Genomic DNA, 12792 nt, shown 5'->3' with positions numbered 1-12792 from the left:
AGCTTGATCGGTTCAGATTGAAACATGATCAAACTCTAGTTCTTTGATGCCGCATGATCCGGGCGAACAACCGGTTTCCACTTGTTCTGATCAAACTCTAACGTGTCGGCACAAGCGGACGTTCGCGACGGAGAAGCGTCGCCTTGGGGCGTTTCGTGCGAAATTGCCCGCGCTCGATTGCCACGAACATCAGCATGGCCACGACAAGCGCCGTGAACCACCACGCCTGCGCCGTGCCGATGCCCAAGCATCCAAGTGCATAAGCCGAGGCGAAAGTTGCGATGACGCCGGGAACGAGCAGAGGGCGCTCGCTAACCGAGCCGGCGACGGACGCGTAAAGGACGATGGCGCTGGTCGCTGCGCCGATGATGCCGAGTTCGTACCAGATCTCGAACAGGAAACCGGTGGGCGCGCCGGGCGCGAGCAGGCCGGCGAAACGTCCTCGGAGGGCGGTCTCCAACCCGTGCCCGGTGACGAGCCGAACCGGCTCGTCGATGATCACGGAGCGCCAGATCTCAAGCGAGGTCTCGGGGCCGAAGAGGTTCGTCGCTACCGGTCCGAGCGCGAAGGGGATGGCCGGCGCGAGCAGGACCAATCCCGCCATGACGGTCGCTGTAAAACGAACGCCGAAGCCGGGGCCTATTGCCGTCAGCACGAAGATCGCAGCGCCTATAGCCAGGCCTTGCAGAGGCAGAGCGCTGGGGCTGAGCACCGAGGCCAAAGCCACCGCGACGGCGAGCAGCAGCGCTTCCAGATTGCGTCCGCGCGAATGCAGCCATGTCACCGCGGGCCATACGAAGAGAACGAGAAGAATGACCCCGCGTTCGAGGTTCTGTCCGTCGGTGCTGGCATACGCCACGCCACGAAGGGCAATCGCGCTGGCGGCAATGGCGGCAAGAGCGACGCCTACGGAAAGCATGTAGAGATTTGCCGAGCGCATCCGGTCCGGGAGAGCGAGATAGCCGGCAGCGGCCATGATCAGCATGCCGATGAGATTGAACAGGCGCTCAGTCGCCTCGGGTAAAAAGGGTGTCCAGACCAGCGAGAGGGCGGTCCATAGCAGCAGGACGAAGCCCGCCGTGCCGCCCGCGGAGCGCAGGAGGTGCCCAAGATGCTGGCGCGAAAACCGCGAGGTTCCATCGAGCAAAGCGGCCAGCACCAGAAGAATGATCGCGACTGGCCCTAAGATGACAATGGCACGCCTTGCAAAGAGAGCGGCGACAGGCCCCACGAAGAACAGGAGCGCGAAGCCGAGCCGCCGCAAGATCGCGGCAGCGGCGCCGGAAGGGTCAGCCTGGGAAGAAAGGGGGGACATCAGGTCGGGTCATCGGGAGTTGAGAATGTGACGCGAATTTAACGTAATTGAGGTGCGTCTCGAAAGCTGTAGGAGCGCTGCAACACTGGAGCTTGATTGTTTCAGCTTGAAACATGATCAACTCTCGATTCTCTGGTGGTGACTCAAGTTTGGTCTGCGCTCTTCCCTCTCCCTTGCGGGGAGGGGCAGGGGTGGGGGTTGAAAAGTCAGAGCGTTGCCAGTGATCCGATAAGCAGGCTGCTACAGCGCCAGACGTATGAAAGTCTCACCCGGGCGGACCACCCCCACCTTCGTTCCGCAAGGGGGAGGGAAAGCCTGCGCCTTATCCTCATCAAACTGAGTCACGCCCGATTCTTTTGATGCCGCATGATCCAAATGATCCGGGCGAAACAATCGATTTCCACTTGTTGTGATCATGCTCGAGCCTGACCTTATTTCCCTCAGGAAACTATCGCACTTCAGCTCGCCCGCGCAGAAAGTTGATGATGGCGGAGAAATCCTCGCCCCCATGGCCCTCGCCGTTGAAGAGGGCATAAAGCTGGGCCGCCTCCGCGCCGAGGGGCGTCACCGCACCGGAATCAAGCGCCGCGTTCTGCGCGAGCTTGAGATCCTTGAGCATGAGCGCGGCTGCAAAGCCCGGCTGGTAGTTGTTGTTGGCCGGCGAGGTGGGCACGGGGCCCGGCACCGGGCAGTAGCTGGTGAGCGACCAGCATTGACCGGAGGCTGTCGACGCGACGTCGAAGAGCGCCTGATGGGAGAGGCCAAGTTTCTCGGCCAACACAAAGGCTTCCGCGACGCCGATCATCGAAATACCGAGGATCATGTTGTTGCAGATCTTGGCCGCCTGCCCTGCGCCGGCCTCGCCGCAATGGACGACACGCTTTCCCATTTGCGAAAGGATCGGCTGGGCCCTGGCGAACGCCTCGTTCGAGCCGCCTGCCATGAAGGTCAGCGTCGCACCCTTTGCGCCGCCGACGCCGCCGGAGACGGGGGCGTCGAGAGAGGGTAGATTTTGCTCACGCGCCATGGCGTGTGCCTTCCGAGCGCTATCCACGTCGATAGTGGAGCAGTCGATGATCAAGGTGCCCGGCTTCACCTGGGGCAGAATATCGGTCCAGACCGAGAGCACATGCGCGCCCGCGGGCAACATGGTGATCGCCACATCGGCGTTGCGGACGCTGTCGAGAGCCGAGCCGACGACCGTGGTTCCATCCGCCCGCGCTTGATCGCAGGAGGTGGGCGAGAGATCGAACCCGACGACCTCATGACCCGCTTTTACGAGATTGGCGGCCATGGGGCCGCCCATGTGGCCGAGGCCGATGAATGCGATGGTGGTCATGGGTCCCTCCGGCATTATTCCCTCCCCCTTGGGGGGCTAGGGTGGGGGTGTCAGCACCCCGCTGGATCAATCATGGCGCTCATACCCCCATCTCCAACTCCTCCCCACAAGGGGAGGAGGGCATGTTGGCGCTTCTATCGAGACTGGTTTCCTCGTCCCACGAGATCGCGTGCCACAATGAGCCGCATGATCTCGTTGGTGCCTTCCAGGATTTGGTGGACGCGCAAATCGCGCACGATCTTCTCGATGCCGTAATCGGCGAGATAGCCGTAGCCGCCGTGAAGTTGCAGCGCTTCATTGGCCACGTCGAACCCGGTATCGGTGGCCAGGCGCTTCGCCATGGCGCAGAGCTTCGTCGCATCCGGCGTCTTGGCGTCGAGTGCCGAAGCCGCGCGCCAAAGAAACGTGCGGGCGGCTTCCAGTTCCGTCGCCATGTCGGCGAGCCGGAATTGCAGGGCTTGAAAATCCGCGATGCGCTTGCCGAAGGCCTTGCGCTCGGATGTGTAAGCGAGTGTCTTGTCGAGAGCCGATTGCGCGCCGCCGAGCGAGCACGCGCCGATATTGAGCCGCCCGCCATCGAGTCCCGACATAGCGATCTTGAAGCCCATGCCTTCCTCGGAGAGGCGGTTGGCGATGGGCACGCGCACGTCTTCGAAAATCACGGCGCGGGTGGGATGCGCATTCCAGCCCATCTTCTTTTCGAGTGCGCCGAAGGAGAGACCCGGCGTGTCCTTTTCGATCACGAGAGTCGAGATGCCGGAGGGGCCGTCCTCGCCGGTGCGCACCATCGTCACATAGATATCGGAGACGCCCGCGCCGGAGATGAACTGCTTGACGCCGTTGACGACGTAAAAGTCCCCGTCGCGCACCGCGCGGGTTTTCAGCGCCGCAGCATCGGAACCCGAACCCGGCTCGGTGAGGCAATAGCTGCCGATCAGCTCCATGGTGCAAAGCCGCGGTAGGAAGCGTTGGCGCTGCTCTTCCGACCCATACCGGTCGATCATCCACGAAACCATGTTGTGGATCGAAAGATACGCGGAAATGGCGGGGCAGCCCGTGGCCAAGGCTTCGAAGATCAACGCCGCGTCGAGGCGCGTCATACCCGACCCGCCGACATCGTCGCGGGTGTAGATCGCGGCCATGCCGAGAGCGGCGGCCTCGCGCATCACATCGACAGGAAAGTGCTTCTTCTCGTCCCATTCGAGGGCAAAAGGCGCAAGATTGTCCGCCGCGAAGGCGAGAGCCATGTCGCGGATGGTGATTTGATCGTCGGTCAGAGAGAACTGGGTCATGGTCCTAGATCGTCACGACACGAGCGGTTCGGGCACCCCGACTTTGGATCTAGAAACGAAATGGCCGGGAGCGAGCCCCGGCCATTGCAGTTTCGATTTTACTTCATTGTCGGAATAGCGAATTCCGCGCCTTCCTTGATGCCGGACGGCCAGCGGGAGGTGACCGTCTTCGTCTTCGTGTAGAAGCGGATCGCGTCCGGACCGTGCTGGTTCAAGTCGCCGAAGCCGGAGCGCTTCCAGCCGCCGAAGGTGTAGTAGGCCAGCGGCACCGGGATCGGCACGTTGATGCCGACCATGCCGACATTCACACGCGAGGCGAAGTCGCGGGCGGCATCGCCGTCGCGAGTATAGATCGCGACGCCGTTGCCGTATTCGTGGTCAGTCGGCAGACGCAGCGCGTCCTCGTAGTCCTTGGCGCGTACCACTGAGAGCACGGGGCCGAAGATTTCTTCCTTGTAGATGCGCATGTCGGTCTTCACCTCGTCGAAGAGGCAGCCGCCCATGTAGAAGCCGTTCTCGTAGCCCTGCATCTTGAAGTTACGGCCGTCGACCGCAAGCTTCGCGCCTTCCTTCACGCCGAGATCGACATAGGAACGCACCTTGTCGAGATGGGCTTTGGTGACGAGCGGACCGAAATCGGCGGCCGGATCGGTGGAGGGGCCGACCTTCAGGCTCTCGACGCGCGGGATCAGCTTGTGCATGAGCGCGTCGGCGGTGGACTTGCCGACGGGCACCGCGACCGAGATCGCCATGCAGCGCTCGCCCGCCGAGCCGTAGCCCGCGCCGATGAGCGCATCGACCGCCTGATCGAGATCGGCGTCAGGCATGATGATCATGTGGTTCTTCGCGCCGCCGAAGCACTGCGCGCGCTTACCCGTCGCCGTGGCGCGGGAATAGACGTATTCCGCGATGGGCGAGGAGCCGACGAAGCCGACCGCCTTGATGTCCGCATCGTCGAGGATTGCGTCGACTGATTCCTTGTCGCCGTTGACCACGTTGAGAATACCGGCGGGCAGGCCCGCTTCCATCATCAGCTCGGCGAGACGCATCGGCACGCCCGGCGCGCGCTCGGAGGGCTTGAGGATGAAAGCGTTGCCGCAGGCGATTGCCGGAGACAGCTTCCAGAGCGGGATCATCGCCGGGAAGTTGAACGGGGTGATGCCGGCCACGACGCCGAGCGCCTGGCGGATCGAATACATGTCGATACCGGGGCCGGCGCCTTCGGTGAACTCGCCCTTGATGAGGTGCGGGATGCCGGTGCAGAACTCGGCCACTTCGACGCCGCGCTGAATGTCGCCCTTGGCGTCCACAATGGTCTTGCCGTGCTCACGGGCGAGCAGTTCAGCGAGTGAATCGGTTTCCTTGGCGATGAGTTCAAGGAACTTCATCATGACGCGGGCGCGGCGCTGCGGGTTGGTGGCGGCCCATGCGGGCTGGGCGGCCTTGGCGTTCTCGACCGCCTGGCGCAACTCGTCCTTGGTGGCCAGCGCGACCTTGGCGATGACCTCGCCGGTCATCGGCTGGAAGACATCGGTGGTACGGCCCGATTTTCCGGCAACGTGCTTGCCGCCGATGAAATGTCCTACTTCGCGCATGGCGTATTCCTCCGAATTTGTTGGTGCACCGTTGTACCCTTGTCGAAAACGCACTTCTATGGGTGAAATCGAAGCGACGTTGTGCGAAAATGCCAATATGACTAGGGGCAGATCATGAGCCGCTTCGACTGGGACGATCTCCGCTATTTTCTCGCCGTCGCCCGCACCGGGCGATTGACCGTCGCCGCACGGGGTCTCGAGGCGGACCATACCACAGTTTCCCGCCGGATCGCGGCCTTGGAAGGGGTGCTCAAGGCCAAGCTCTTTGAACGCAGCCCGCAGGGCTATGCCTTGACGGAGCAGGGCGAGCGCCTTCTGGCGAGGGCGGAGGGCATGGAAACGCAAGCGCTTGCCGTGGCGAGCGAGGTCGGCGGATCGGATCTTGCGCTTTCCGGCACCGTGCGTGTCGGTGCGCCGGACGGGTTCGGAACCTATTTCCTCGCGTCGCAGCTCGGCGCTCTGGCCGAGCGACATCCGGATCTCACCCTGCAGCTTGTGGCTCTGCCGCGCACCTTCTCGCTCTCCAAGCGGGAGGCCGACATCGCCGTGACGCTCGAACAGCCGACGGAAGGGCGTCTGGTATCGCGCAAACTCACCGACTACCGGCTCAGACTCTACGCCTCGAAGAGCTATCTCGATCGCCACGGTCCCATCACGGAAGCCTCTGATCTTGAGGGCAAGACCCTCGTCACCTATGTGCCGGACCTGCTCTACAGCCCCGTGCTCGATTACTTCTCCGGGCTTGAGAAATATACGCAGCGCCATTTCGAGTGCGCCAGCGTCGTGGCACAGGTCGAAGCCGTGCGGGCGGGCGTCGGCATTGGCGTGCTGCACGATTATGCGGTCAGGCCCTTTCCTGAGTTGCAGCCGATCCTGCCCGATATCACGCATCTTCGCACCTACTGGCTCGTCACCCATACCGAGGTGCGCAGCCTGCGCCGGGTCGAGGAGGTCCATTCCTTCATCCTGGCGCGGGTAAAGGCCAACCGCAGCCTTTTTCTATGAACGGCTACTGCGGCGACCGGCGGTCACGGCCCGGCCTTGGCTCCAAGGTCCCGCAAGACGGCGTGAAGCGCGTCCGGTTGGACCTTCACCGATCCGGCGAAGGGATGTTCGATTGCGACGATGACGAGCAGCCCCGAGAAGATCAAGCAGGACAGCATCCCTGTCATCATGGACTGAACGAGTAGATTCTCGGTGCCGAAAAAGAGCGTGAAGGCAACGGTGAGAAAAGCGCCGCCGAACAACACAAACCAGAGCACGCCCGGAACGGCGCCGGAGGCCAGGACGAGCCGCGTACGGCGGGCCTGGGTAAGAACGTCGAGCTGATGCAGAGCCTCGGACAGAAGAGCCGTCCCGCGGCCGTCATTCGGGCTGAAGGTCAGGAGCGTGGCGTAGGTGTTATCCAACGTGCGTGTTACCGCGAGGCTTGACCCGCTTCGTTCCATGGCCGGCCAATCCTCCTCAATGGTCCTATGGACATAGCGGGTCAGGCTGTCGTGAAGAGCTGCGCCCGGATCGCCCCCTATTTCATGGGCCAGCCGGTAAAGCGTCGCCACGGCTCCGGCCTCCTGGGCGGCCACGGTTTCCGCTTCGGCGAATTTCTGCCAGACGATGATCACGGCGAAGGCAAGCAGCACCGCGAAAAGGACGCCGACTGTCGCGAAGGTGAAACCGGCGACTTCGTTGTTGATTCTGTGGCGTTCAGCGGGGATGCGACGGCGGACAAAGAAGAGGGCGATCATCGCAAGGAGCGTCGGCGCGCCGATGAGGATGGCGCCGGATATCCACAAAGGCCAGACGGTCAGGAACAGCATGTGACAACACACTCCAATCCGGCTCCGGACGATGGCGGCCTTCAATCCCGAAAGCAATGGCCCAGCTTCAACCGCCCAAATCCAATCGCTCGGCCCGCCTCAAATCCCGGCCCTCAGCTCCGCGCAATCGCGTTGGGGCAGAGAGAGAAAGTAGAACAGGGGCTGTGAAGGTCTACCGACATTGGCGCTGGTGCCGGTGCGACGCACTCGCGGACTTCACGTGGCCCGTGAGACGGTCTAAGTCTCTCCCAAACGAACGGAGTTTCCGATGCCTTCCAAGCTCGACCAATTGCGCGCCATGACGGTCGTCGTCGCCGATACGGGTGATCTCGACGCAGTGCGCCGCCTGAAACCCCAGGATTGCACGACCAATCCGACCCTCATGCTCAAGGCGGTCGAGAATCCTGCCTATGCTGCCATTGTCGATGAGGCTCTGGCCTGGGGCGGCAAGCAGGGCGGTTCCCGTGAAGGTGTCGTGGCTGCGATCTGCGACCGGCTTGCGGTCGCCTTTGGTGCCGAGCTTGCAGGCATCGTTCCGGGGCGGGTCTCCACGGAAGTGGACGCCGATCTCTCCTTCGACACTCAGGCCACCCTGGAAAAGGCGCGGGCCATCATCAAGGCCTATGAAGCACGCGGCGTCGGCCGTGAGCGCATCCTCATCAAGATCGCTTCCACCTGGGAGGGCATCCGCGCGGCGGAGGTTCTGCAGAAGGAAGGCATCGACTGCAATCTCACGCTTCTCTTCGCACAAGCGCAGGCGCAGGCCTGTGCGGAAGCCGGCGCTTTCCTCATCTCCCCCTTCGTCGGCCGCATTCTCGACTGGCACGTGAAGGCGGGCGGCGGGCCCTACACGGGCGAGACCGATCCCGGCGTTCTCTCGGTGCGCAAGATCTACGCGTCCTACAAGGCGCAGGGCATCAAGACCGTGGTCATGGGCGCGTCCTTCCGCAATATCGGCGAAATCGAAGCGCTCGCCGGCTGCGACCGCCTCACCATTTCGCCCGCGCTCATCGACGAATTGGCGAATGCGCAGGGCGATCTTCCGCGCAAGCTTTCGACGGACAACGTTGAAAAGATCGCGCCGCTACCGCGTCTCGACGAGAAGAGCTTCCGTTTCGCGCTGAACGAAGATGCGATGGCGACCGAAAAGCTGTCCGAGGGCATCCGTGCCTTCGTGAAGGATCTACGGTCCTTGCGCGCGCTCGTCGCCAAGCACCTCGATACGGCGAAGGCGGCTTGAGCAAACGACCATGACCACAGCGCTCGTCATCATCGACGTTCAAAAGAACATTCTGGCCATTCCAGGCGCGCGTCCGGCCGTTCTCGAACGGTTCGATGAGGTGCGCGGTTGGATCGCGCACCTGGTCGATGAGGCGCGGCGCGCGGATATCCTGGTGATCTTCGTCCAGCATGACGGTGCGCCCGGGCACCGTCTTCAAGCAGGATCGCCCGGGTGGGAGATCTGCGAGGACTTGAACAGGTCGCCCGCCGATACAGTCGTGCGCAAGACTGCGTGCGATTCCTTTCATGAGACGAATCTTCAGGCCGCGCTCGCCGCACGCGATATTCGGCATCTCGTGATCGCCGGTCTCATGACGCAATATTGCGTCGATACCACCTGCCGCCGTGCAGTGGGCCTCGGCTATGACGTGACGCTCGTCGCCGACGGGCACACCACGAGCGACAGCGCTTTGCTGAGCGTCGAGCAGATCGTCGCGCATCACAACGCTGTTCTCGACGGGTTCAACGTCGAATCGGCGGTTCTCACCGTCACTCCTGCGAGCGACGTGAAGTTCAAGAATGGCGGAGAGGCGACTTAAGGTCTCCGACTAAGTCAGCGTATTCTATTAAGCGCGACCTCATCCTGAGGAGCAGCCGCAAGGCTGCGTCTCGAAGGAGGGTCCAGCATTCACTGGAAACGCCTCGCCCTTCGAGACGATGCTTCGCATCCCTCAGGGTGAGGCTCTGACGTCGTGTGCTCGAATCTGCTCAGCCCTTTTTCGCGAAGGCCTGCTCGCGAATCTGCGTGAGCGACATCGAAGGTGTAATCGCTTCCGGGTCGAGAATGCAGTGCAGGATCGCAGGCTTGCCGGAGGTGAGTGCGCGCTCCAGCGCGGGTCCGAACTCTTCGGTCGTCTCGACACGCTCGCCATAACCGCCGAACGCTTTCGCGTAAGCCGCGAAGTCGGGATTCTTGAGCATTGTCGCGGACACGCGGCCGGGATATTCGCGCTCCTGGTGCATGCGGATTGTGCCGTACATGCCGTTGTCGACAAGAACGACGAGGATCGGCAGATCGTATTGCACCGCGGTTGCGAACTCTTGCCCGTTCATCAGGAAATCGCCGTCACCTGCGAACACCACGACAGTGCTGTTCGGCTGAACGCGCTTTGCGCCGACCCCTGCCGGAACGCCGTAGCCCATGGAGCCGGAGGTCGGCGCGAGCTGTGTGCCGTACGATGTGAACGGCCAGAAGCGATGCACCCAGGTGGCGAAGTTGCCCGCGCCGTTGCAGAAGATCGCATCCTTCGGCAGAACCTTGCGCAGGTGGGCCATCACTTCGCCCATTTGCAAACGGCCCGCGTGACGGATCGCGGGCGGATCGCTCCAGGCGAGATAACTGTCATGCGCGCTTCTGGTGCCTTCGCTCCACGGCAATGAGACCGGGGGATGCACGCTTTCCAAAGCCGCCGAGAAGGCGACGGGCGAGGCATTGATCGCGAGATGCGGACGATAGACGCGACCGAGTTCGCTCGAATCCGGATGAACGTGCACGAGTGTCTGTCGCGGCGCGGGAATATCGAAGAGCGTATAGCCCTGGCTCGGCACTTCCGACATGCGACCGCCGACCATCAATACGAGATCGGCTTCCTTGATGCGCGCAAGAAGCTTCGGGTTCACGCCGAGACCGAGATCGCCTGCGTAAGAAGCATGATCGGCTGGAAACAGCATCTGCCGACGGAAGGTGCAGGCGACGGGCAGATCGAAACGCTCGGCGAACCGCACGAAATGCTCGCGGGCACCCGGCGACCAGCGGCTGCCGCCGACGAGCGCGATGGGGTTCTCAGCATTGTGCAGAAGCTTTTGCAGTTCCGCCATCTGGCCGAGCGAAGGATGCGTCTCGATGACTTGATAGGCAGGCGCATCGGGCACGCTCGCCATCTCGGTCAACACGTCCTCCGGCAACGCGATCACGACGGGGCCGGGGCGGCCGCTTGTGGCGACATGGAACGCGCGGGAGATGATCTCGGGGAAGCGCGCCGGATCGTCCACCTCCGTCGCCCATTTGGCGAGAGGGCCGAAGGCGGCGCGGTAATCGAGTTCCTGAAACGCCTCGCGCTCGCGCATACCGCGCTCGATCTGACCGACGAACAGGATCATCGGTGTCGAATCCTGCTTGGCAATGTGGATGCCGGGAGAGGCGTTGGTCGCGCCGGGGCCGCGGGTGACGAAGCAGATGCCGGGACGGCCAGTGAGCTTGCCGTGCGCCTCCGCCATCATCGCCGCCCCACCTTCCTGACGGCAGATGGTGACGTTGATCTTGGCGTCGTGGAGAGCATCGAGCGCCGCGAGATAGCTCTCACCCGGCACACAGAAAATGTGATCGACCCCATGAAGAGTGAGTTGATCGACCAGAATCTGGCCACCGGTGCGGGAACGCGACGTCATGGGATCACCGTGGGGAGAAGGTGTGGAAAAGCGTTGGAAAAGTTTGGGGAGAACCTTGGGATGATCGGAGGATATTCCAAGGAGATGGTGAATGAAAGCGGCCGGTTTCCCGGCCGCTTCACGTCCTGTCGGATTTACGCATCCACATCGAACTTAACGCCTTGCGCCAACGGAAGCGTCTTGCCGTAATTGATGGTGTTGGTGGCGCGACGCATATAAGCCTTCCAGGAATCCGAGCCCGCCTCGCGGCCGCCGCCCGTCTCCTTCTCGCCGCCGAATGCGCCGCCGATTTCGGCGCCCGAGGGACCGATATTGACGTTCGCAATGCCGCAATCCGAACCCGCCACCGAGATGAAGGTCTCGGCCTCGCGCATGTCGAGGGTGAAGATCGACGAGGACAGGCCCGCGCCGACCGCGTTGTGCGCGGCAAGCACCGCATCGAAATCCGAATAGCGCATCACATAGAGAATCGGCGCGAAGGTCTCACGCAGGACGGGACCCTTCTGCTCGGGCATCTCGACGATTGCGGGCTTGGCGTAGAAGCCGCCCTCCGTGCCGTGGCGTCCGCCGCCATGAACCTTGCCGCCGGCAGCGCGGGCTTCGTCAAGTGCACGTTCCATGCCGTCGAACGCGGCTTTGTCGATCAATGGTCCGACGAGGGTGCCCTCGGCGCGGGGATCGCCGATCTTGACGTTGCCATAGACTTTGACGAGGCGCGGCACGAGCGCGTCGTAGACGCTGTCGTGCACGAAGAGACGACGCAACGTGGTGCAGCGCTGGCCCGCCGTGCCCATGGCCGCGAAGGCGATGCCGCGAAGCGCGAGATCGAGATCGGCAGAGGGCGTCACGATGGCGGCGTTGTTGCCGCCGAGTTCGAGGATCGCGCGGGCGAAGCGGCTTGCGAGCTTCGGGCCGACCTGACGGCCCATGGCGGTCGAGCCGGTGGCGGAGAGAATCGGAACGCGATGGTCCTCGACCAAAATCTCGCCGAGTTCACGGCCGCCGAGCAGGAGTTCAAGCAGACCGTCCGGCACGCCACCGAAACGCTTGGCCGCGCGCTGGGCGATGGCGTGGGTGGCAAGCGCCGTGAGAAGGGTCTTCTCGGACGGCTTCCACACGACCGAGTCGCCGCAGACAAGCGCAAGCGCCGCATTCCACGACCACACGGCCACGGGGAAGTTGAAAGCGGAAATGACGCCACAGACGCCGAGCGGGTGCCAGGTCTCCATCATGCGGTGGTCGGCGCGCTCGGTGGCGATGGTCAGGCCGTAAAGCTGGCGCGAAAGGCCGACTGCGAAATCGCAGATATCGATCATTTCCTGCACTTCGCCGAGACCCTCGGAGGTGACCTTGCCGGCCTCCAGCGTCACGAGACGGCCGAGATCGTCCTTCGACGCGCGCAGTTCTTCGCCGAGCAGGCGCACGAATTCGCCGCGGCGCGGCGCTGGGATCTTGCGCCAGGCGAGAAACGCGTCGTGGGCACGGCCGATGGCGGCCTTCGCCTCGGCAGGCGTCGTCTCTTTCACATGAACCAGAATCTCTCCGGTGATCGGGGAGGTGGCCGGGCGACCGGAGGGCGCAAACGCGCTGTCGGGAACGCCAAGGCGCTTCAGAAGGGCGCGCGCCTCATCCGCAACGGAGGCGGAGGCATCGACGGTCTTCAAGGCAGCTTGATCGCGGGCGGACATCAGGAATCTCCCATGGGAAACAGGCGTTCAGGCTCAAAACTCAAGCCCGCCACCTTCGCTTGTCATTAAAACAGGAC

Annotated in this window: 10 protein-coding genes; 3 read left to right on the top strand and 7 right to left on the bottom strand. The window is 63.0% G+C overall.

Going from position 1 to position 12792, the window contains the following annotated elements:
• Nucleotides 1–97: 97 nt before the first annotated feature.
• From AB4072_RS10955 to AB4072_RS10940, 4 genes are all read right to left on the bottom strand, one after another.
• Nucleotides 98–1315, bottom strand: coding sequence for a peptide ABC transporter permease (locus AB4072_RS10955; RefSeq protein ID WP_441967957.1), 1218 nt, complete (start codon nt 1313–1315; stop codon nt 98–100).
• 448 nt (nt 1316–1763) lie between these two features.
• A complete protein-coding gene (gene mmsB / locus AB4072_RS10950; protein ID WP_441967956.1) occupies nt 1764–2654 on the bottom strand; it encodes a 3-hydroxyisobutyrate dehydrogenase in 891 nt (296 codons plus the stop codon).
• A gap of 134 nt (nt 2655–2788) precedes the next feature.
• Entirely contained in the window at nt 2789–3946 is a 1158-nt protein-coding gene (locus AB4072_RS10945) for an isobutyryl-CoA dehydrogenase (RefSeq protein WP_441967955.1), read from the bottom strand.
• Between the two features lie 98 nt (nt 3947–4044).
• Nucleotides 4045–5541: a CoA-acylating methylmalonate-semialdehyde dehydrogenase gene (locus AB4072_RS10940; RefSeq protein WP_441967954.1), complete on the bottom strand. Its 1497-nt coding sequence runs from the start codon at nt 5539–5541 to the stop codon at nt 4045–4047.
• Nucleotides 5542–5655: 114 nt separating this feature from the next.
• On the opposite strand from AB4072_RS10940, the gene AB4072_RS10935 reads away from it, so the two are divergent.
• Nucleotides 5656–6546: a LysR family transcriptional regulator gene (locus tag AB4072_RS10935; protein ID WP_441967953.1), complete on the top strand. Its 891-nt coding sequence runs from the start codon at nt 5656–5658 to the stop codon at nt 6544–6546.
• 23 nt (nt 6547–6569) lie between these two features.
• On the opposite strand, the gene AB4072_RS10930 is transcribed toward AB4072_RS10935, so the two are convergent.
• The gene (locus AB4072_RS10930) at nt 6570–7358 is read right to left on the bottom strand and encodes a bestrophin-like domain (RefSeq protein ID WP_441967952.1); all 789 of its coding nucleotides are present in this window, start codon (nt 7356–7358) and stop codon (nt 6570–6572) included.
• A 268-nt stretch (nt 7359–7626) separates the two neighbouring features.
• On the opposite strand from AB4072_RS10930, the gene tal reads away from it, so the two are divergent.
• Nucleotides 7627–8598, top strand: coding sequence for a transaldolase (gene tal / locus AB4072_RS10925; protein ID WP_441967951.1), 972 nt, complete (start codon nt 7627–7629; stop codon nt 8596–8598).
• A gap of 10 nt (nt 8599–8608) precedes the next feature.
• A complete protein-coding gene (locus AB4072_RS10920; RefSeq protein WP_441967950.1) occupies nt 8609–9178 on the top strand; it encodes a cysteine hydrolase family protein in 570 nt (189 codons plus the stop codon).
• Between the two features lie 169 nt (nt 9179–9347).
• Here the strand turns inward: AB4072_RS10920 and AB4072_RS10915 are convergent, their stop codons facing one another.
• Nucleotides 9348–11027 (bottom strand): thiamine pyrophosphate-binding protein, encoded by a 1680-nt coding sequence (locus AB4072_RS10915; protein WP_441967949.1) that lies wholly within the window; start codon nt 11025–11027, stop codon nt 9348–9350.
• Nucleotides 11028–11161: 134 nt separating this feature from the next.
• The gene (gene amaB, locus AB4072_RS10910) at nt 11162–12715 is read right to left on the bottom strand and encodes an L-piperidine-6-carboxylate dehydrogenase (protein WP_441967948.1); all 1554 of its coding nucleotides are present in this window, start codon (nt 12713–12715) and stop codon (nt 11162–11164) included.
• Between the last annotated feature and the right edge of the window lie 77 nt (nt 12716–12792).

Origin of the sequence: Microvirga sp. 2MCAF38 (assembly GCF_052115485.1) — a bacterium.
GTDB lineage: Bacteria > Pseudomonadota > Alphaproteobacteria > Rhizobiales > Beijerinckiaceae > Microvirga.
Note: the sequence above shows the minus strand (reverse complement) of the source record. Positions and strands in the feature narration are given on the sequence as shown.